The organism is Pseudomonas sp. QTF5 (assembly GCF_000512695.2).
Taxonomy (GTDB): domain Bacteria; phylum Pseudomonadota; class Gammaproteobacteria; order Pseudomonadales; family Pseudomonadaceae; genus Aquipseudomonas.
The window spans coordinates 38,579-57,678 of the sequence record NZ_AZRW02000042.1; the positions used below are offsets into that span (position 1 = coordinate 38,579).

At 58.8% G+C, this 19,100-nt stretch carries 19 protein-coding genes; 5 read left to right on the forward strand and 14 right to left on the reverse strand.

The window, feature by feature from the left end; genetic code table 11:
- The first annotated feature begins 173 nt into the window (after window positions 1–173).
- Both IC37_RS24455 and IC37_RS24460 read left to right on the forward strand, forming a co-directional pair.
- Window positions 174–1,571, forward strand: coding sequence for an MFS transporter (locus IC37_RS24455; protein WP_030131206.1), 1,398 nt, complete (start codon window positions 174–176; stop codon window positions 1,569–1,571).
- A 9-nt stretch (window positions 1,572–1,580) separates the two neighbouring features.
- On the forward strand, window positions 1,581–2,105 hold the full coding sequence (locus IC37_RS24460; protein WP_007896798.1) for a single-stranded DNA-binding protein: 525 nt from the start codon (window positions 1,581–1,583) through the stop codon (window positions 2,103–2,105).
- 71 nt (window positions 2,106–2,176) lie between these two features.
- On the opposite strand, the gene IC37_RS24465 is transcribed toward IC37_RS24460, so the two are convergent.
- The 10 genes from IC37_RS24465 to IC37_RS24515 form a co-directional block, all read right to left on the reverse strand.
- On the reverse strand, window positions 2,177–4,381 hold the full coding sequence (locus tag IC37_RS24465) for an OsmC domain/YcaO domain-containing protein (RefSeq protein WP_030131205.1): 2,205 nt from the start codon (window positions 4,379–4,381) through the stop codon (window positions 2,177–2,179).
- A gap of 108 nt (window positions 4,382–4,489) precedes the next feature.
- Window positions 4,490–5,647, reverse strand: a complete 1,158-nt coding sequence (locus IC37_RS24470; RefSeq protein ID WP_030131204.1) for a glutathionylspermidine synthase family protein — start codon at window positions 5,645–5,647, stop codon at window positions 4,490–4,492.
- A 12-nt stretch (window positions 5,648–5,659) separates the two neighbouring features.
- The gene (locus tag IC37_RS24475) at window positions 5,660–6,385 is read right to left on the reverse strand and encodes a DUF1190 domain-containing protein (protein ID WP_030131203.1); all 726 of its coding nucleotides are present in this window, start codon (window positions 6,383–6,385) and stop codon (window positions 5,660–5,662) included.
- Between the two features lie 19 nt (window positions 6,386–6,404).
- On the reverse strand, window positions 6,405–6,833 hold the full coding sequence (locus IC37_RS24480) for a DUF350 domain-containing protein (RefSeq protein ID WP_030131202.1): 429 nt from the start codon (window positions 6,831–6,833) through the stop codon (window positions 6,405–6,407).
- Between the two features lie 14 nt (window positions 6,834–6,847).
- Window positions 6,848–7,522, reverse strand: a complete 675-nt coding sequence (locus IC37_RS24485; RefSeq protein ID WP_030131201.1) for a DUF2491 family protein — start codon at window positions 7,520–7,522, stop codon at window positions 6,848–6,850.
- Window positions 7,509–8,543: an ion channel gene (locus IC37_RS24490; protein ID WP_030131200.1), complete on the reverse strand. Its 1,035-nt coding sequence runs from the start codon at window positions 8,541–8,543 to the stop codon at window positions 7,509–7,511. The genes IC37_RS24485 and IC37_RS24490 overlap by 14 nt, the downstream gene beginning before the upstream one ends.
- A gap of 70 nt (window positions 8,544–8,613) precedes the next feature.
- Complete coding sequence (locus IC37_RS24495) at window positions 8,614–9,177, reverse strand: rhomboid family intramembrane serine protease (RefSeq protein WP_030131199.1); 564 nt, start codon at window positions 9,175–9,177, stop codon at window positions 8,614–8,616.
- Window positions 9,178–9,364: 187 nt separating this feature from the next.
- Complete coding sequence (locus tag IC37_RS24500) at window positions 9,365–10,063, reverse strand: PspA/IM30 family protein (protein WP_030131198.1); 699 nt, start codon at window positions 10,061–10,063, stop codon at window positions 9,365–9,367.
- 24 nt (window positions 10,064–10,087) lie between these two features.
- Window positions 10,088–10,669 (reverse strand): YjfI family protein, encoded by a 582-nt coding sequence (locus IC37_RS24505; RefSeq protein WP_030131197.1) that lies wholly within the window; start codon window positions 10,667–10,669, stop codon window positions 10,088–10,090.
- A 302-nt stretch (window positions 10,670–10,971) separates the two neighbouring features.
- Window positions 10,972–11,520: a cysteine hydrolase family protein gene (locus IC37_RS24515; RefSeq protein ID WP_030131196.1), complete on the reverse strand. Its 549-nt coding sequence runs from the start codon at window positions 11,518–11,520 to the stop codon at window positions 10,972–10,974.
- 102 nt (window positions 11,521–11,622) lie between these two features.
- Here IC37_RS24515 and IC37_RS24520 point away from each other — a divergent pair, with 102 nt between their 5' ends.
- The 3 genes from IC37_RS24520 to IC37_RS24530 all read left to right on the forward strand — a co-directional run bounded on the left by IC37_RS24520 (window position 11,623) and on the right by IC37_RS24530 (window position 14,812).
- On the forward strand, window positions 11,623–12,618 hold the full coding sequence (locus IC37_RS24520; RefSeq protein WP_030131195.1) for a GlxA family transcriptional regulator: 996 nt from the start codon (window positions 11,623–11,625) through the stop codon (window positions 12,616–12,618).
- Window positions 12,619–12,954: 336 nt separating this feature from the next.
- Complete coding sequence (locus IC37_RS24525) at window positions 12,955–14,064, forward strand: DUF3182 family protein (protein WP_030131194.1); 1,110 nt, start codon at window positions 12,955–12,957, stop codon at window positions 14,062–14,064.
- Window positions 14,054–14,812, forward strand: coding sequence for a S9 family peptidase (locus IC37_RS24530; RefSeq protein WP_030131193.1), 759 nt, complete (start codon window positions 14,054–14,056; stop codon window positions 14,810–14,812). Before IC37_RS24525 ends, IC37_RS24530 begins: the two co-directional genes overlap by 11 nt.
- Before the next feature lie 129 nt (window positions 14,813–14,941).
- On the opposite strand, the gene IC37_RS24535 is transcribed toward IC37_RS24530, so the two are convergent.
- The 4 genes from IC37_RS24535 to IC37_RS24550 are packed head-to-tail and all read right to left on the reverse strand — an operon-like array spanning window position 14,942 to window position 18,928.
- Window positions 14,942–15,928 (reverse strand): lysylphosphatidylglycerol synthase domain-containing protein, encoded by a 987-nt coding sequence (locus IC37_RS24535; protein ID WP_030131192.1) that lies wholly within the window; start codon window positions 15,926–15,928, stop codon window positions 14,942–14,944.
- Window positions 15,925–17,211 (reverse strand): cardiolipin synthase ClsB, encoded by a 1,287-nt coding sequence (gene clsB, locus IC37_RS24540; RefSeq protein WP_030131191.1) that lies wholly within the window; start codon window positions 17,209–17,211, stop codon window positions 15,925–15,927. The genes IC37_RS24535 and clsB overlap by 4 nt, the downstream gene beginning before the upstream one ends.
- Window positions 17,208–18,005 carry an endonuclease/exonuclease/phosphatase family protein gene (locus IC37_RS24545; RefSeq protein ID WP_030131190.1) on the reverse strand — a complete coding sequence of 266 codons (798 nt, stop codon included), beginning with the start codon at window positions 18,003–18,005 and terminating at the stop codon, window positions 17,208–17,210. Before IC37_RS24545 ends, clsB begins: the two co-directional genes overlap by 4 nt.
- Complete coding sequence (locus tag IC37_RS24550; protein ID WP_030131189.1) at window positions 18,002–18,928, reverse strand: DUF72 domain-containing protein; 927 nt, start codon at window positions 18,926–18,928, stop codon at window positions 18,002–18,004. Before IC37_RS24550 ends, IC37_RS24545 begins: the two co-directional genes overlap by 4 nt.
- Between the last annotated feature and the right edge of the window lie 172 nt (window positions 18,929–19,100).

Genomic DNA, 19,100 nt, shown 5'->3' on the forward strand with positions numbered 1-19,100 from the left:
GCGTCGAAAACGTAGGAGTATACGGCCAAATACTGGATGGATGCACACTATCAAATGAGGGGCGCGCAGCCTTGCATGAAGACTGCGTCATCTGTGCGCGTCATAGCGTCGCGATATACCCCGTCAATCGATGGGACTGGTAGAATCGCCGCCGGTTCACATGAGGTTTTTCCATGCACGATCCCCACAGCGAACGCATGAGTGGCAGTGAGACCCGCGCAGCAAGCGGTCTGGCCCTGGTGTTCGCCTTCCGTATGCTTGGCATGTTCATGGTGTTGCCGGTTCTGGCGACCTATGGGATGGACCTGGCAGGAGCGACCCCGGCCCTTATCGGGTTGGCGATTGGCGCTTACGGCCTGACCCAGGCGATCTTTCAGATTCCTTTTGGCTTCATTTCCGACCGCATCGGTCGACGTCCAGTGATTTACCTGGGGCTGATCATCTTCGCCCTGGGGAGTGTGCTGGCGGCCAATGCCGATTCGATCTGGGGCGTCATTGCCGGACGCATCCTGCAAGGTGCCGGGGCGATTTCCGCGGCGGTCATGGCGTTGCTGTCAGACCTGACCCGCGAACAGCATCGGACCAAAGCCATGGCCATGATCGGCATGACGATTGGTCTGTCGTTCGCTGTCGCCATGGTTGTAGGACCATTGCTGACCCGTGTCTTCGGTCTGTCCGGGTTGTTCTTCGCCACCGGTGGCATGGCGCTGGTCGGCATCGTCATCGTGATGTTCATGGTGCCGCGCGCAACCGGGCCGTTGCAGCACCGCGAGTCCGGCGTCGCGCGACAGGCGCTGATACCGACGCTCAAGCACCCGGACCTGCTGCGCCTGGACCTGGGAATTTTTGTGTTGCACGCGATGTTGATGTCGAGCTTCGTTGCATTGCCCTTGGCTCTGGTCGAAAAAGCCGGGCTGCCCAAAGAGCAGCACTGGTGGGTGTACCTGACCGCGCTGCTGATTTCCTTCTTCGCCATGATCCCGTTCATTATCTACGGCGAGAAGCGACGCAAAATGAAACGAGTTTTGCTCGGTGCCGTCGTGACGCTGATGTTCACTGAGCTATTCTTCTGGCAGTTCGGCGATAGCTTGCGGGCTCTGGTAATCGGCACGGTGGTGTTCTTCACCGCGTTCAATCTGCTGGAAGCCTCTTTGCCATCGCTGATCAGCAAGGTTTCACCGGCAGGCGGCAAGGGCACGGCGATGGGGGTTTATTCCACCAGTCAGTTCCTCGGTTCGGCACTGGGCGGGATCCTCGGCGGCTGGCTATTCCAGCATGGCGGTTTGTCGGTTGTATTCCTCGGATGCGCCGGCCTGGCTGCCCTCTGGCTGGCCTTTGCTGTTACCATGCGCGAACCACCTTACGTCACGAGCCTGCGCTTGCCGTTGTCGCCCGAGGCGATCCGCGAAGCGGGTCTGGTCGAGCGCCTGAAGGCCGTCGTAGGGGTAACAGATGCAGTGATCGTCGCTGATGAAGCGGCGATTTACATCAAATTGGACACCGAACTATTGGATCGCACCACCCTTGAGCGCCTGGTGAACAACCCGGCCGGGGCAGCGTGCGTAGCCTAGGAGAACGTTATGGCCCGTGGGGTTAACAAAGTCATATTGGTCGGCACTTGCGGCCAGGATCCCGAAGTTCGCTACTTGCCTAACGGTAACGCCGTGACCAACCTGAGTCTGGCGACCAGCGAACAGTGGACCGACAAGCAAACCGGTCAGAAAGTCGAAAAGACCGAATGGCACCGTGTGTCGATGTTCGGCAAGGTTGCTGAAATTGCCGGCGAATACCTGCGTAAAGGTTCGCAGGTGTACATCGAAGGCAAGCTGCAGACCCGCGAGTGGGAAAAAGACGGTATCAAGCGTTACACCACTGAAATCGTGGTCGACATGCAAGGCACCATGCAACTGCTGGGCGGCCGTCCACAGCAGGGCGACCAACAAGGCGGGGGCAATAACTACCAGCAGTCCGCCCCGGCTCCACGCCAACAGGCGCCGCGTCCGCAGCAGTCGGCACCGCAACAGTCGCGCCCGGCTCCACAGCAGCAGGCCGCTCCTCAGCCGGCTCCGGATTTCGACAGCTTTGATGACGATATCCCGTTCTAAAAAGCAGCTATCCAGTCAGCAATAAAAAAAGCGAAGCCAGTGATCTGGCTTCGCTTTTTTTGTGGGCGTTGTTAACTGAATAAAGGGGTCACATTGGCCCGTGCCGAGTGCAGTTTCTTGTAGCTATCGATCAACCGCAGATGCCTGTCGAGCCCCTCCAGTTTCATGCTGGTCGGCGTCAAGCCATGGAAGCGCACAACGCCGTCCACGGACCCGATCGCTGCGTCCATTCGCTCTTTGCCAAACATCCGGCGGAAGTTGGCCTCGTAGTCTTCCAGTTCCAGATCCTCGTCCAGCTTCATCTCCAGCACCACATTCACGGCCTGGTAAAACAAACCGCGCTCGACCGTGTTGTCGTTGTACTGCAGGAAGGTTTCCACCGCTTCTTTAGCTTCGTCATATTGCTGCAAGGCGAGATAGATCAGCAGCTTCAACTCCAGGATCGTCAGCTGACCCCAGGCGGTATTGTCGTCAAATTCGATGCCGATCAAGGTGGTGATGTCGGTGTAGTCGTCCAGCTCACTTTCCACCAGGCGCTCAACCAGCGCTTGCAGTTCGTCTTCGTCCAGGCGATGCAGGTTCAGAATATCGGCGCGGAAGAACAGCGCTTTGTTGGTGTTATCCCAGATCAGATCGTCCGCGGGATAGATTTCCGAATAGTTCGGCACCAGGATGCGGCACGCCTTCGCGCCGATATGCTCGTAGACCGCCATGTACACTTCCTTGCCCATGCCTTCGAGAATGCCGAACAAGGTCGCGGCCTCCTCGGCATTCGAGTTTTCACCCTGGCCGGAGAAGTCCCACTCCACGAATTCGTAATCCGACTTGGCACTGAAGAATCGCCACGACACCACGCCGCTGGAGTCGATAAAGTGTTCGACGAAGTTATTCGGCTCGGTCACTGCATGACCTTCAAACGTCGGCTGGGGCAAGTCGTTGAGGCCTTCGAAGCTGCGGCCCTGCAGCAATTCGGTCAAGCTGCGTTCCAGCGCCACTTCCAGGCTCGGGTGCGCGCCGAACGAGGCGAACACACCGCCGGTACGCGGGTTCATCAACGTGACGCACATCACCGGGAATTCACCACCCAGGGAAGCATCCTTCACCAACACGGGGAACCCTTGCTCTTCCAGCGCCTGAATACCGGCCAGTATCCCGGGGTACTTCGCCAGCACGTGGGCCGGCACATCCGGCAGTGCAAATTCACCTTCGATGATTTCGCGTTTTACCGCGCGCTCGAAGATCTCCGACAGGCACTGCACCTGGGCTTCGGCCAGCGTGTTACCGGCACTCATGCCGTTGCTGAGGAACAGGTTTTCGATCAGGTTGGACGGGAAATACACCACCTCACCGTCTGACTGGCGCACGTACGGCAGCGAGCAGATCCCGCGCTCTTCATTGCCGGAGTTGGTATCGATCAGATGGGAGCCACGCAGCTCGCCGTCACGGTTGTAAATCTTCAGGCAGTATTCGTCGAGAATTTCAGTCGGCAGCGCATCCTTGCGGCCAGGCTTGAACCAGCGTTCGTCCGGATAGTGCACAAACGGCGCGTTGGCGATGTCTTCGCCCCAGAACTGGTCGTTGTAGAAAAAATTACAGTTGAGTCGCTCGATAAACTCGCCCAACGCCGACGCCAACGCGCCTTCCTTGGTCGTACCCTTGCCGTTGGTAAAGCACATCGGCGAGTGCGCATCGCGGATATGCAGGGACCACACATTGGGCACGATATTGCGCCACGAGGCGATTTCAATCTTCATGCCCAGGTCCGCCAGAATGGCCGACATATTGGCGATGGTCTGCTCCAGCGGCAGATCCTTGCCCGCGATATAGGTGCCCATCCCGGAATTAGAAGCAGGCATCAACAACGCCTGGGCATCGGCGTCGAGGTTTTCCACCTCTTCGATCACAAACTCAGGCCCGGCTTGCACCACTTTTTTCACGGTGCAGCGGTCGATAGAACGCAGGATGCCCTGGCGGTCCTTGTCGGAGATGTCCGCTGGCAACTCGACCTGGATCTTGAAAATCTGGTTGTAGCGGTTTTCCGGATCAACAATGTTGTTCTGCGACAGGCGGATGTTTTCGGTGGGAATGCTGCGAGTGTCGCAGTACAACTTCACGAAATAAGCCGCACACAAAGCCGATGAAGCCAGGAAGTAATCGAACGGACCCGGTGCCGAGCCATCGCCCTTGTAGCGGATAGGTTGATCGGCCACCACCGTGAAGTCATCGAACTTGGCTTCAAGCCGAAGGTTGTCGAGAAAGTTGACCTTGATTTCCATTGGGGATTACCAGAATAACGGGCTAGACGATTTGGCCGCCATTATCCGGTATTTCAGCCGTAAGTCTTGCGAGCGTCTTGTTATATGTCCACACCGGCGATGGATGGGTCAGTCGAGTATCAGATGCGGCAAGAAACGGCTCGAATCCTTGGTGATCAAACTGTTGTCCTCCCGCACACCTATTCCGGCCGCCTGATCGCCGATCACCCAAGAGCCAACCAGCGTAAAGCTGTCGCCAAACTTCGGCAGCGGGGCGAACTCCTGAAGGATAAAAGGTGCGTCGGTGTAGGGCCCATCCTCTTTCACGATCAGACCGTCAGCGGTTTGCAGCTCAATGTTGGCGCCTTCCCGGGAGAAGAACGGCTTGCGCACCCAGCCTTTGGGTACCGCTTTGCCCGGGTCGGTATCCAGGTGCGCCGCGAGCAGATTCGGGTGACCTTTGTTGAACTCCCACAGCAGCGGCAAAATGCCTTTGTTGGAAATGATCGATTTCCAGGCTGGTTCGAAAAACTGTGTATCGCTCTGGGCAATCGCAGCACCAAAGGGCTCGTGGAAGATGAACTCCCAGGCATGCAGCTTGAACAGGTGAGGAATCCAGCGATCTTCCAGGTCGACGAAACGTCCTTCATGGGTGAGCCCGATGTCCTCGATGTCGATGTGCCGTGATTCGATGCCGACTTTTTCCGCGATCAGGCGCAGATAGTCGGTGGTGCCTTTGTCTTCGACCGAGTCTTTCATCGAGGCGAAATAGAAGGGCTGTTTGAGCTGCAGTTGGGCAAAGGCCTGATGCAGCTTGGTGTCGATGCTGTTGAACTGATCGGCATGTTTGGGCAGCAAACCGCGTTCGATGCATTGCTCCAGCCAGCCCCACTGAAATGCCGCGGCCTCATACAGGCTGGTCGGCGTGTCGTAGTTGAGTTCCAGCAACTTGGCCGGCCCGCTGCCGTTGTAGGAAAAATCCATGCGCCCGTACAGATGCGGGTGGCCTTCGAGCCATGAAGTGCGAACCATGTCGAAGAATGGCGCAGGAATGCTCAGGCGCTGCAGCAACTCCTCGCTCTGAACCACGCGGGCCACCAGATCCATGCACATCTCATGAATCTCGGTGGTCGGGTCTTCGAGATCGTTCTCGATCTGCTTGAGCGTGAACTGGTAATACGCGCTCTCGTCCCAATAGGGTTCGTCGTCGATGGTATGGAACAGAAAGCCAAGACTTTCAGCGGTCTGTTTCCAGTCATGACGCTCGGCGCAGAGGATCTTCTTCATGGCGCTCGTTCCTTAGCTGCTCGATCGGCCAGCGCTGCTTGAACCGCCCCAACCGCTGCGGGCGCTGGCTTTGCTGCCGAAGCCGCCACGGGATGTGGATGAGGCAACGGAAATCGGCTTGCTGGCGGAACGGATTGAGTCGGTATAGCTGCTGCTGCCGTACCTTGCCTGATTGGACTTGGTAAAGGTTGAGCCTTTCGAAATCCGCTGGTTGAGCGTCGAGGAGCCGTAGTTGCCGCGATCATCGCGGTAGCGGTAGACCGGCTGGGAGTAATAGCTGTTGCGGTTGTTGCTCAGCATGTTGCCGATCAGCAGGCCGGTCAGCAGGCTGGTGCCGGAGAACCCGGAGCCTCCACTGTTCGCTTCCGAGGCGGGCAATTGAGCCTTGGCCGCGTCCACCTGGGATTGCGTCACCTCGCCATCGGCGGTCAGTTCGAAACCACCCAGCTTGGGGATGAACTTGCCGGCGGAGTCCTGTTGGCACCAGTCGGCGACAAAGTCGGCATCGCAATCGGCCTGGTTGTCGTACACCGGCGCGATACGGCGATGCTCAGCCATGGCGGTCATGTAGGCGTCAGAGCAAACGTCCACCGGGAGCTTTTCATCGGCACACTGCTGAACAGACTGGAAGTTGTACTTCTTCTGCATCGCGTAAGTTTTTTCTTCCTGCCCGCAACCTGATATCGCCATGGCGACCGACGCTGCCAGCGAGAGCTGAACGTACTTGCTTCGTTTCATCGGGATCTCCGTGGCGCAATCAGTTCTGGGAAGGGGTCATGCACGCGGCGTTCAACATGCCGACACTGATGGCCACTGCCGCGATATAGATACCCGCAGCGATTTCACCCTTTTTAATGCGTTCAGAGGCGCCTTTAAGCACCAGGCTGGTCAGCAGAAACGCCAGCAGCTGTACGAAAGCGGCGATCACTGCCCAGACGACGAAGTCCAGAATGCTGATCGAGTAAGCGATCACATTGCTGGCCGGAATGGCGAAACCGATCATGGCGCCTCCCAGCGCGATCGCTGCCGCAACGTTGCCCGAGCGGATCAGTTCGAACTCTTTGTGCGGGGTGATTCGGGTGTAGATGAACTGGAACAGCGCGAACAGCACGGCGGCGCCGAGGATGTACAAAACAAACCCGAGCACGGCGGCTTTGTTCAGGGAGATGGAGAGCGCTTCAAGCATGGACTTCTTCCTTTTTAAAAAGTGTTCAGGTCAGTGGTGTACAGCGAAATGCCCAGCGAAGTGCTCAAGCTGATGGTGCCTTCGGCGTCTTCCTCGACGGAAAACAGCAGGAATTCCCGGCGATCGGTCAGGCCGGTTTCCCGGACGTACAGCATCGAACGGTGCTCGATACTGTAGGACTCATCCGGATTTTTCAGGTGTTCGCTCAGCGCCACCAGTTCTGTCTGGCCGCTCTCGGTGCCCCATTCGCGGGTGTATTCGACGCCGTCGTGGTTGTAGGTCGGCAGGCCAATCAAGCTTTGAGGGCCGGCCAGCCGACTCAGCTCCGCTTCACTGTTGATGGTGATGTAACTGAGGTAATTGAACAGGATCACCGACTCGACCTGTCCGGCGATGCGACCGGTAGTGTGTACTTGCAGCCAGTAGTCTTCGTCGTTCATGTAATAGCGCGACAGCCAGGTCGACTGCCCGAGCTCAATGGTGCCGGCGCTCCAGATCTGTTGGGAGCCAGGGATGACCACGGTGGTGTTACCGTCGAGCAACAATTTCAGGCTGGTGTCGAACATCACCCCTTTGCCCAATGCCAGGCCCAGTGGACCGATGACGGGCAGGGTTTCATCGGCTGTCCATTTCGATTCCGTATTCGCTTTCGGGGCCTCAAGCCCCATCAACTGTTTAAACCATCCCATTGGTGATTTCCTTGAGGCGCGTGGAGGCGATGTAGAAGAGTTCGCCGCCCTCGACGCGAGTGGCGCCGGGCGGGTTGATCCAAGGCTGTCGGGCGCCCTTGGCGCGGTAGCCGATCAGGGTCGCGTTGTGGTGTTCTTTCATCCGTGCGTACAGATCGCCGAACGTTGCTTCAAAGGTGTCGGGCAGTTTCATCAGGTATTGGGTGGCGCCTTGACCCACGCACAGCAATTCATTGATGACCACGGATGAGCCCGGATCCTGAGAGGCGCGCACCAACATCTCGATGGCCATGCTCGAGGTGCATTCCAGGCGGGGCGCGTAGGCGCTGGCGAGCGCAGCGATTTCACTTTCATTGAAGTGGGCGACCACATGCCCGACAGGGCTCAGTTGATTGATCGCCAGCACGGTGGCCAGGGTCAGATCGTCTGAATGGGTTCGCACCAGAACGCGCTCGGCACCGGGAACGCCGGCACGCAGCAAAAGCGCGGCAGAGGACAGGCTTTCGCCTTTGATAAAGTCCGCTTTGCCTGGCATGGGGTTTTCTTCGAGGTCGCAATCGCAAATGACGATCAGGTTGTCATTGGAGGTTTCGTCCTGCAGCAATAATTCAACGACCCGCTCGCTGGACGCGCCTTCCCAGCCGATGAGAACCGTATGGCCGACCTTGCCGGTGAAATCGCCTTTGCCCTTCATGCCTTTTCTCCATACATCGATGACACTGCTGGTGGTTTTGCCGATGGCTGCCGTCAGCAGTGCAATGCCCCCGAGCATGACCCAGGTAGCCACAAAAATTCGTCCCGCCGATGTCTGTGGCGCGAGGTCGCCATAGCCGACGGTGAGCGTGGTGGTGAGATAGAAGTAGGTAAACGTGGCGGGGGAGATGAGGTGTTGTTCGCCCAGAAGCACCAGGCCGATATAGGCCGTGGTCAGGTGTATGCCCAACGCAATGGCCAGGCCTGCCCAGCCGAACCGATGGAAGAAGGATGAGGCGTACGTGCGCAACAAAAGGAAAATCGACATTACATCCCTGACTCCGTGGGGGCTCTTCCTGGCGACGTAATCGCTCTGGCGTCTGAGTGCTCAAGTGCGGTTACCGGGCGGCATTAAACCTGCTGCGCGGCGTAGATAACAGTACCTTGGCTGCAATAAATCCGGCGATCGCACCAAAGATATGCCCTTCGAAGGACATGCCCTGGCGAGGAAGGAAGCCAAAAATCAAGCCGCCATAGAGCAGGACCACAACACTGGCCGTTATCAGGTTGCTCCAGCTTCTCTGGAACCAGGCGCGCGACAGAAGGTACGCCCACAGCCCGAATACCCATCCGCTGGCACCGATGTGTACACCTGCAAAACCGAACAGCCAGACCAATGAGCCGCCCAGCAAAATAACGATAGCGCTGACGGTCATGAACCGGCGGAGTCCTTCGACGATGACCAGGGTGCCGAGGATCAAAAAGGCAATCAGGTTGGTGCTCAGGTGCGCAAAGGACCCGTGCAAGAAAGGCGAGGTGATGATGCCGGCCAATCCGTGCAGTGTTCTCGGCACCAGGCCGAAGGCAATAAGGCTGTAGCCGGTCACTACATTGAGCAGTTGCAGCGCGACCATGAAGAGGGCCACGCCTGCGATTGTCTTGAACCCCTTCAGGGCATCCATCCTTGACCTCGACTCGAAGGGCAGTGAATGCCCGTTACTTAAGTGCAACCCCTGTGGGAGCGGGCTTGCTCGCGAAGGCAGTGTGTCAGGCAACATTGATGTCGACTGACACTCCCTCTTCGCGAGCAAGCCCGCTCCCACAGGTTCCGCAACTCGGCATTAAATGCCCTTCCTGCTGCTGTGTTGCTTACTCAACCGATTTTTTCTTCAGGCGTTCCAGAATCGCATTGGCGCTGCCTTCGTTCGGCGTGATGCCGGCTTCACGCAGCTTGCGCTCCAGGTCGGTGCCGGTCGACGCATCGGCCAGTTGGTCCTGGGCTTGCAGTTCAGCGGCGCGTTGCTGCTGTTTGGCTTGCAGGCGGTTCAGCGTACCGACGGCGGTTTCCAGTTTGCCGTTGGCGCCGCCACTGGCGATCGAAGCACTGACCTGGGCTTTTTGTACGCTTTCACGCGCCTTGGCCATGTCCACTTGCTGACGAAGGCTTTTGATGCGGTTTTCGGCTTTGGTGATGTCTTTACGCATGCTGTCCGCGTAACCGCCGAATTCGGTGGCCTGCTTTTGTTCGACATCCAGTTCATTGGTCAGGGTCGAAATGGCTTCGGCCACTTCCAGTGCCAGGTCTTCGCGGTTGGCCTGGATCGCGGCCAGGGCCTTGGATTCCAGGTCCTTGATCTTGGCGTTGTACTCGCTGACGCGATCAGTCGACAGTTTGTGCTTGGCCATGATGGTGACCAGCTCACGCTTGGCGTTGGCCAGCGCGCTGTCAGCATCACGAATTTCCTGGTCGAGAATGCGCAGGGCCTGTTGGTCGACGATCGATTCGCCGACTTCGTTGGCACCGCCACGCAACGCGGTGAACAATTTGCTCCAGATGGACTGAGTCATTGGATATTTCCTGTTCCCGAAAAATTAAATGAAGAAACGTTCGAAGGCTTCGCTGGCGCGCTGGACGTTGTCGACGAGGGTTTTGACCTCGGTCACGACGTTGGTCAGGCTGGAGTCGGAGCTCAGCGCGCCAAACATGTTGTAAACGACCTGCCCGTTGGGCATGGATTCGATACCGATCGAGGACAGCGGGAACATTTCCCGGCTGCGCAGCACGGCATCGTTGAAGGCCGGTACGTCGTTGATGGACTCGACATCGACCAGAACGGTGTCCACGATGACCTGATCGCCAACCACCGCGATGTAAATTGGCAAGCCACCAAAATCGTTCATTTCCAGCTTGATGCTGGACTCGGAGCCTTGAACGAGGGAGAGGGTGATGTCGTTCGAAACCACTTCGTCGAGGGCCTGAAGGGCACTGTAGAGGCGATCGATGTTCCAGTTATTACCTGCGCTCATGTAATTCTCCGACATGAATGAGCCAGCCAGAATCGGTTGGCGTAGCTGTTTCTCCATCTGCTTGAGCAGGCTTCGGTTTTCGGGAAGCACCCAAGTCTCGTGTTTCACATACCCGGCGGCACCCAGGCCCGCGCGCATCTGCTTCATGTAGAAGCTGGAGGGTTTTTTCGCGGACGGTTTCGAGCGCTCTCCCTTTTGGCTCGCTGAATCGGTAACAGATCCGGTAGGCGGATCTGATGGAGAGCTGCTTTGCATGATGCTGGCCTCGTTGTGAAAAATCTCACGCGTGAGAAACACTACAGGCAATTTTTGCAGCTCTCAATAGCTCACGCGTGAGATTTTTTGTCCATGTGGGAGCGGGCTTGCTCGCGAAGACGGCAGTACAGTCAACATTGATGTTGCCTGACCCACCGCTTTCGCGAGCAAGCCCGCTCCCACAGGTTCTTCATCTAACCAGCCAGAAAGTCGTCGGTGGACACCACGCTGGCATAGGCAAAACCCAGGGCTGACATGAAGGCGGCGTGAACGTGGGCGGCCGGGACGGTGATGCCATTGAATTCCAGGTCAAGGGTGGCGCAGGCGTCGTGAATCACCGTGACGGTGTAGCCCAGGTCGGCCGCGGCGCGGGTGATGCCGTCGATGCACATGTGGCTCATGCTCCCGACAATTACCAGGTGCTCGATGCCTTGCTGGTCGAGGATGGACTCCAGTTCGGTCTCGCGGAACGAGTTGACGAAATGTTTGAGCACCACCGGCTCGTCGGCGCGGTTGAGGACTTTGGGGTGCAACCTCGCGCCGTCGGAGCCCGGAGTGAAGAACGGTGCGGCGTCGGAGGTGAATTCGTGGCGGATGTGCACCACCGAATCACCGGCCTCGCGAAACGCCTGAATCAACCGTGCGGCGTTGTCCGCTGCGGCGTCGGAGCCCACCAGCGGCCACTTGCCCTGGGGGAAGTAGTCGTTCTGGATATCGACTACGATGAGTGCTTGCTTGGCCATGACTGTTTCCTCGAAGTGTGTGTTGGGTGTGGAATGAAGTATTGGCGCGGGCCCTCCGTTCGAGGATTGGCCGCACCGACAATAGAAGGGGGAAAACTGACAATGGGTGTAGAAAGGGCAGTCGCCGAACTGGGGGTGCTGATCTATCCCGGTGCGCAGATGGCGGCGGTGCATGGGCTGACGGACCTGTTCGGCGTGGCCAACCGGATCGCCGACGAGCATCAGGCGGCGCAGCTACCGTTGCTGCGGGTCAGTCATTGGCAGGTCGAGGGCGATCAGGTGCCCGAGCGGGTCTACGACACCCATCCCGGCCCGGCCGGCGCATTGGTCGCCGTGTTGATCCCGCCCTCGATCGGAGGTTTTTCCGAGGGGCAGGCGCCCCAAGGGCTGATTCGCTGGCTTCGTCAGCAACATGCCAACGGTGCGACCCTCGGCGGGGTCTGCGTGGGTTCTATTCTGTTGGCCGAAAGCGGTCTGCTCGACGGCCGTAGCGCGACTACCCACTGGACCTCGGCCAAGGCTTTCGCCGAGCGTTACCCGGCGATCAAGCTCAAGGCCGACACGCCCATTGTCGACGATGGTGACCTGATCACCACCGCCGGCTTGATGGCCTGGTCAGAGCTGGGATTGCGATTGGTGAACCGTTTGCTCGGGCCGAGCATCGCCACCGGCACGGCGCGGTTTCTGGTGGTGGAACACAGCGACAGCGCGAGCGAGTGCGGCAGTAATTTTTCACCGATTCTCAGCCATGGCGACGCGTCGATTCTCAAGGTTCAGCATTGGCTGCAAAGCACCGGTGCGACCGATGTCTCGTTGGCGGCGATGGCCGAGCGGGCAGGGCTGGAAGAGCGCACCTTCCTGCGACGATTCCGTGCGGCAACCGGGTTGAAACCCACCGAGTACTGCCAGCACCTGCGGGTCGGCAAAGCGCGGGAAATGCTCGAATTCACCAACGGCACCATTGATCACATTGCCTGGACCGTGGGTTACCAGGACCCGAGTGCGTTTCGGGCAACGTTCAAGAAGATTACCGGGCTGGCGCCGAGTGATTACCGGGGGCGGTTTGGTGTGACGCCGACCGCAGTCGTAGCTCGGTAGCCAGCCTCACCGTAGAACAAGTGTGGGAGCGGCGGTGCGACGATTCGACTTGCTCGCGAAAGCGGTCTATCAGTCGAAATTGATGCTAACTGACCCACCGCATTCGCGAGCAAGTCGAATCGTCGCACCGCCGCTCCCACATTGGGTCTATGTCAGACTTTGAATCGTGCAAAATGCCGGGAGCATTGGAAGGTGTCGTGCAGAATAAAACAGGCCTTGTGCTACTACCCATTTCGCAATTGGCTGATTTAAAAACCGTTTCTTTTCAGCCGCCATTGGCCTGATCTCTGCACCTCCTTCAGCTACATTTATCAAGCGCAGATTGAAGGGGAACGCATGACCCCAACAAACCGCAAGAAACTGGTGCTCGCCCATTCGGTGCGGCCTGATGCCCCGCTGCACGAAGTCGACACCAATCGCGCGCTGGCCCGTTGGCTGGCGCAGGTCGCCGGGCTCGAATACGGTGGCAGTTACAACCCCGAATTGCACAGGAGTCGTGACGTTTATCTGTTGCCGACCCAAACACTGGTGGGCGTTGCTGCCGCCCGGCAGTTGGGCGTCAAAGGGCCGGAGGATTTGTGGGGCGGTTACGTCGACCACGATTTCATCTGCACCAAAGCCATCAGCCATGGGTTGTTGAATCGCTATGCGTTCGCGCCCGAAGGCTGGTCGTCGTTGTTTTCCGAACGGGTGCGCAGCGTCGTGCTCGATGGCCTCAGCGTGTTCTCCCTGGACGATGCTCGCCCGGCAGCGGAGCATCTGCTCTACAGCGGTCCGATCCGCATGAAGCCTATTCATGCCTGCGCCGGACGCGGTCAGGAAGTGATCAAAAGCCTCGACCAGTTCGACGCCATCCTCGCTCGCCCCGATGCCAAAACCTTGTTCACCGAAGGCGTGGTGCTGGAACAAGACTTGACCGAGGTGGTCACCCACAGCGTCGGCCAGAGTTTTATCGGCGACAAGGTGCTGAGTTATTGCGGTGATCAATACTTGACCGAAGACGATCAGGGCGAGCAGGTTTATGGAGGGTCCAATCTGTTGGTGGTGCAGGGTTATTACGAGGACCTGCTGGCGCTGGAACTACCGGAAGATACGAGGCTGGCGATCCAGCAAGCGCAGGTATTCGACAGCGCGGCCGATGAAGCCTACCCCGGTTTCTACGCCTCGCGGCGCAACTACGACATCGCCCAGGGGCTGGATTGCGACGGCAAACAACGCAGCGGCGTGCTCGAACAATCCTGGCGCCTGGGCGGTGCCAGCAGTGCTGAAGTCGCGGCACTGCAGAGCTTCGTCAACAACCCCGGCTTGCGCGCGATTCGCGTGTCGTCGGTCGAAACCTATACCGATCAACCGCTGCCGGCCAACGCCATTGAGGTCTACCGCGGGCCAGCGGAACACAGTGACTTTCTTCTCAAGTACGTAACGGTCAAATCCTATGACGGCTAGAAGCGAAACCATTGCGATCGACATCGACGATGAACAGATGAGCGGGACCTTTCTCAGTCCCAAATCGAAAGTCCCGGGTGTGCTTTTCGTCCACGGTTGGGGCGGTAGTCAAGAGCGCGACCTGGAGCGCGCCAAAGGCATTGCCGGGTTGGGTTGCGTGTGCCTGACATTCGACTTGCGCGGCCACACCGGCGGGACCGGTATTCCGTTGTCCCGGGTAACCCGCGAAGACAACCTGCGCGACCTGCTGGCGGCCTACGACCGCTTGCTTGCACACCCAGCGCTCGATACGTCGGCGATTGCCGTGGTCGGCACCAGTTATGGCGGTTATCTGGCGTCGATCCTGACGTCGTTGCGCCCGGTGCGCTGGTTGGCGCTGCGGGTGCCGGCGTTGTATCGCGACGACTTCTGGCATACGCCCAAGCGTGAGCTGGACAAGCTCGATTTGCGCGATTACCGCAGCACGCGGATCAGCGCCGACAGCAATCGCGCGCTCCATGCCTGTTCGCAATTCACCGGGGATGTATTGCTGGTGGAGTCCGAGACCGATGCCTATGTGCCCCACGCGACCATCATGAGTTACCGCGCGGCGTGTCAGCAGACCCACTCGCTGACTCACCGGATCATCGATGGTGCCGATCACGCCTTGAGCGAGCCTGTCTCGCAACAGGCGTACACCTCGATCCTCGTGGGCTGGATCACGGAAATGGTGGTGGGCGAGCGGTTGAGCATTATTCAGTCGCGTTGAGATTTGCAGTGTTCTTGCGATTATTCGCGAGCAAGCCCGCTCCCACATTGAACGCGTTTAGACAGGCTGCGCGGATCAAATGTGGGAGCGGGCTTGCTCGCGAAAGCGGCATCCGTTTCAACCAATCTCTCAAGAAGGTTTCTTCTGGATCCGCAACGACTTCGCCTTGGCCTCCACCACCAGATACATCACCACAGTAATCAGCAGCGGCAAGAGGAAATAGATCGCCCGATAAGCGAGCAACCCCGCCACCAGGCTTCCCCGCGAAGCCTCATGTTGCAGCAACGCCACGAACACCGCCTCCAGCACCCCGAGCCCGGCCGGAATGTGGGTGATGACCCCGGCAATGGCGCTGATCAGCAACACGCCAAGCACCAGCGGATAGTCCAGCTTGCTCGGCAACAGAGTGAAGATCACCGCTGCCATCAGCGACCAGTTCAGCGCGCCGAGGGCCAGTTGCAGGACTGCCATGTGCAGCGACGGCAGGTTGATTTCCACGCCGCGAATCGACCACTCCCGCCGCCTGGAAAACCGACAGGCCGCCAGATACCCCGCGCTCAACAGCAGTAACAACGCGCCCACGCCTTGCAGGGCACCACTGCTCAGCTTCCAGCCCGGCGGCATTCGCACCAGTCCGCTGCTGAACACTGTGCCGGCGATCACCATGTAGCCAAACCAATTGGTTGCCAGGCTCAGCCCGAGGATTTTCGCGATGTTGCTTTTGCTCACGCCGAGCCGCGAATACAGCCGATAACGCATGGCGACCCCACCGACCCAGGCGCTCAGGTTTAAGTTGAAGGCATAGCTGATGATGCCCACCGGCAGGATCTGCCGCCAAGTCAGGTCCTGCCGGATATAGGTGCGACCGATCAGGTCGAAACAGGCGTACACCAGAAAACTCATCAACGTCAGTCCGGACGCGATGATCAGTGTGCGCACTTTGAAATCGGCGAGGGTATCGAACACTTCGCCCCACTCGATGCGCTGGGCAAGCATCGTGAACAGCACGATCAACGCCAGAAAAAACAGCATCGTCAGCGGCTTTTTCCAGCGGTGCCAGTGGGATTTTCGCGGCGTGTCGGAGTGAGGGGCAGGCCGCGCATCAGAATGGCTCATGCCTTATCGCTCCCGGTCGGATGGATGAAGGGTTTCAGGCGCGGTTTATGCGCCGGCAGCCAACCGGCCCACGCCGGGAAATGCCGCAGGAAGTGAAACACCAGAAAACCGATGGTCATGTGCCAGACCCATCCGCGAGGGGCCTTGTCCGCCGACATGACCTTGCAGTGGTTGCTGCTCAATTCGTCGAGACGCTCGAACAGGTCGCGGTTGAAGGCTCGGTCGCGGATCAACACGTTGGCCTCCAGGTTCAGGGACAGGCTCAGCGGGTCGAGATTGCTTGAGCCGACAGTGCTCCAGTCCTCGTCGACCAGGGCGACTTTGCCATGCAGTGGGCGGTCGCAATATTCGTAAATCGCTACCCCGGCCCGCAACAGGTAATCGTAGGTCATGCGTGCGGCGAGTCTGGCCACGCGCAAATCCGGCTGGCCCTGAAGAATCAGGCGCACCTCGACTCCGCGCCGCGCCGCGTTGCGGATCTCGCGCAGCAGCCGATAGCCTGGAAAGAAGTAGGCGTTGGCGATCACCACGCGACGTCGGGCACTGCGCACGACCTGCAAGTACACCTCTTCGATATCGCCCGGGTGTTCGCCATTGTCGCGATACACCAGCCGTACCTGGCCATCATGATCGCTGACCGCCAGTTCCGCGCGCCTCTGTCTGCGGCGTTGCCACCAGTACTTGGCGCGGGCCGGGCGACCGCTTTGCAACAAGGTGAAATGATGAATATCGGCCACCGCCGGGCCTTGCACTTCAACCGAATAATCCTGTTTGGCCTCGGGGCCGAAGTCGGCCAAATGGTCGGCGGAAAAGTTGATTCCGCCGAGGAACGCAATCGTGCCATCGACCACCACAATCTTGCGGTGAAGGCGGCGGAACCAGTTGGTGCGAATGCCAAAGTGACGCGGGGCGGGGTCGAATATTTGCAGGCGCACACCGGCATTGCTCAGGGCGGCGAGGAACTCCGTACTCAACTCGCCACAGCCAAAACCGTCGAGGCTGACGGTGATGCGCACGCCGCGTTGAGCCGCTTCAATCAGGATTTTTTGCAGCTCATTGCCGACCTTGTCCTCGAACACAATGAAGGTCTCCAGCAGGATTTCACTCTGGGCCTGGCGCAGCGCTTCAAACACCCGTGGAAAGTATTCCTCGCCGTTCTCCAGCAATTCGACCCGGTTGTTACCGTGCCAACCGTATTCGACGCCAACTACCGCCGGCTTACGCACGGGCGGAGGTGGGGAAACCTGTTCGACCGTGGTTTTTTCCATCGATGGGATGTTCATAGCTCGATCTCCACCGACAGCGGTGCATGGTCGGAAAGGTGTGACCAGGGCCGTGCCGCCAGTACTTGCGGGTGGCTGACCTTGAGGTTGCGCACATAGATGCGGTCCAGGCGTAACGCCGGCCAACGCGCGGGGAAACTGCGGGCCGGTTTGCCATGCAGTTCAGCGAAGACTTCACGCAAACCGCAAGGCTTGAGCAGTGCATCGGCGCGCAGGCGCCAGTCGTTGAAGTCGCCGGCGACCACCACCGGGGCATCTTGCGGTAACTCTTCCAGACGTTGGGTCAGCAGCTTGAGTTGTGCTGTCCGGTGGCTTTCACGCAACCCCAGATGCACGCAAATGGCATGCACTTCCCGGCCATCACCGGGCATGCGCAGCACGCAATGCAGGATTCCACGGTTCTCATGGCCGCTGATGGAAACGTCGAGGTTATCGTGACGAATGATCTGGAATTTCGACAACAGCGCATTGCCGTGATCGCCCGCCGGGTAGACCGCGTTGCGCCCATAGGCAAATTGCGGCCACAGGGTATCGGCAAGGAATTCGTACTGGGGCATTGCCGGCCAATTGAGGTAGCGCTGTGGATGATGTTCGTGGGTGCCATGGACCTCCTGCAAAAACACCACGTCGGCGGACACACTGCGTACCGCTTCGCGCAACTCGGGCAGGATGAAGCGCCGGTTCAGCGCGGTGAAACCCTTGTGGGTATTGACCGTCAACACGGTAAAGCGGCTCACGGCGCTGATGATGGGTTGCTGTTCATCCGTGGTGCCGACCGGTTCGGGAACGCTCATGGCAGCACTCCTTCGGCAACTGGCTCACCGGGGGCGGTGGCAAGGTCCTTGTCGAGATGAAAACGTTCAAGCAGACGGCGGGCATCGAAGGGCGCCCGGACTTTGATGTCGTTATCGAAATAGCAGAATACTTCCCGGGATTTGCGGGTCTTGGGTTTTTGCCGAGGCGCGATCAATTCCGGATCCGCCGGTTGCTGTCCGTGATACCAGGCCTCGATCCGGTCGCCCCAGCGTTTCAGCGCTTGTGGGGTGTAACCGCTGGCGTAGAGCTCTTCGGCACCGTGCAGGCGCAAATAGACGAAATCACTGGTGAGGTCTTCGCGATACGGCCATTTGCCGGCGGTGTCAGCGATCACCAGCGCAGTGTTGTAGCGTTTGAGCAGACGGACGAAGGCGGGATCGACAAAGCTTTCGTGGCGAATTTCCACGGCATGGCGCAGCGGTTTTTTGCCGTAGGCCTTCATACTGGCGTGACCGTTCAAGCGCGGCTCATGCTGGCGGGCGAGGGCGGCGGCCTGTTCCGTGTCGTGGGGTAATTGTTCGAGAAAGCTTTCGAACAATTCCAGGTCGAATTTGAAGTTGGGTGGAAACTGCCAGAGGATCGGGCCGAGTTTCTCCTTGAGTTCCAACACCCCGGAGGCAAAGAAATTCGCCAGCGGCTTATGAATGTCCCGCAGGCGCTTGATGTGGGTGATAAAACGCGGCGCCTTGACGCTGAAAACGAAGCCCGCCGGGGTTTCGGCGTACCACTGGGCGTAACGTTCTGGCCGTTGCAAGGCGTAAAACGATCCATTGATTTCGATGCTGTTCACTGCCCGTGAAGCGAATTGCAATTCGCGCTTCTGGGTCAGCCCCTTCGGGTAGAACTCCCCCCGCCAGGGCGTGTAGCGCCAGCCTGAAATACCAATATGAATCGCCGCCATGTCGCCTCCCGTCTATGTAGCCCTCGGACAGCCTCTGTCTTTTGATGACTGCCGGGCGTACGAGAAAGTTTCGACGGGGCTACGGACGGTAAAACTCAAAAACACCACAAATCAAATAATGAAATGGCTACCCCCGCCGCCCCCTGCGATCGCCCACTAAGCTTTCGCAGGG

Coding starts and splice junctions, on each gene's coding strand:
- IC37_RS24530 (WP_030131193.1), top strand. CDS start 14,054: ATGACGGCTAGAAGCGAAACCATTGCGATCGACATCGACGATGAACAG.
- IC37_RS24520 (WP_030131195.1), top strand. CDS start 11,623: ATGGGTGTAGAAAGGGCAGTCGCCGAACTGGGGGTGCTGATCTATCCC.
- IC37_RS24475 (WP_030131203.1), bottom strand. CDS start 6,385: ATGAAACGAAGCAAGTACGTTCAGCTCTCGCTGGCAGCGTCGGTCGCC.
- IC37_RS24525 (WP_030131194.1), top strand. CDS start 12,955: ATGACCCCAACAAACCGCAAGAAACTGGTGCTCGCCCATTCGGTGCGG.
- IC37_RS24480 (WP_030131202.1), bottom strand. CDS start 6,833: ATGCTTGAAGCGCTCTCCATCTCCCTGAACAAAGCCGCCGTGCTCGGG.
- IC37_RS24485 (WP_030131201.1), bottom strand. CDS start 7,522: ATGGGATGGTTTAAACAGTTGATGGGGCTTGAGGCCCCGAAAGCGAAT.
- IC37_RS24490 (WP_030131200.1), bottom strand. CDS start 8,543: ATGTCGATTTTCCTTTTGTTGCGCACGTACGCCTCATCCTTCTTCCAT.
- IC37_RS24545 (WP_030131190.1), bottom strand. CDS start 18,005: ATGAGCGTTCCCGAACCGGTCGGCACCACGGATGAACAGCAACCCATC.
- clsB (WP_030131191.1), bottom strand. CDS start 17,211: ATGAACATCCCATCGATGGAAAAAACCACGGTCGAACAGGTTTCCCCA.
- IC37_RS24535 (WP_030131192.1), bottom strand. CDS start 15,928: ATGAGCCATTCTGATGCGCGGCCTGCCCCTCACTCCGACACGCCGCGA.
- IC37_RS24505 (WP_030131197.1), bottom strand. CDS start 10,669: ATGAAGCAGATGCGCGCGGGCCTGGGTGCCGCCGGGTATGTGAAACAC.
- IC37_RS24550 (WP_030131189.1), bottom strand. CDS start 18,928: ATGGCGGCGATTCATATTGGTATTTCAGGCTGGCGCTACACGCCCTGG.
- IC37_RS24465 (WP_030131205.1), bottom strand. CDS start 4,381: ATGGAAATCAAGGTCAACTTTCTCGACAACCTTCGGCTTGAAGCCAAG.
- IC37_RS24495 (WP_030131199.1), bottom strand. CDS start 9,177: ATGGATGCCCTGAAGGGGTTCAAGACAATCGCAGGCGTGGCCCTCTTC.
- IC37_RS24515 (WP_030131196.1), bottom strand. CDS start 11,520: ATGGCCAAGCAAGCACTCATCGTAGTCGATATCCAGAACGACTACTTC.
- IC37_RS24500 (WP_030131198.1), bottom strand. CDS start 10,063: ATGACTCAGTCCATCTGGAGCAAATTGTTCACCGCGTTGCGTGGCGGT.
- IC37_RS24460 (WP_007896798.1), top strand. CDS start 1,581: ATGGCCCGTGGGGTTAACAAAGTCATATTGGTCGGCACTTGCGGCCAG.
- IC37_RS24470 (WP_030131204.1), bottom strand. CDS start 5,647: ATGAAGAAGATCCTCTGCGCCGAGCGTCATGACTGGAAACAGACCGCT.
- IC37_RS24455 (WP_030131206.1), top strand. CDS start 174: ATGCACGATCCCCACAGCGAACGCATGAGTGGCAGTGAGACCCGCGCA.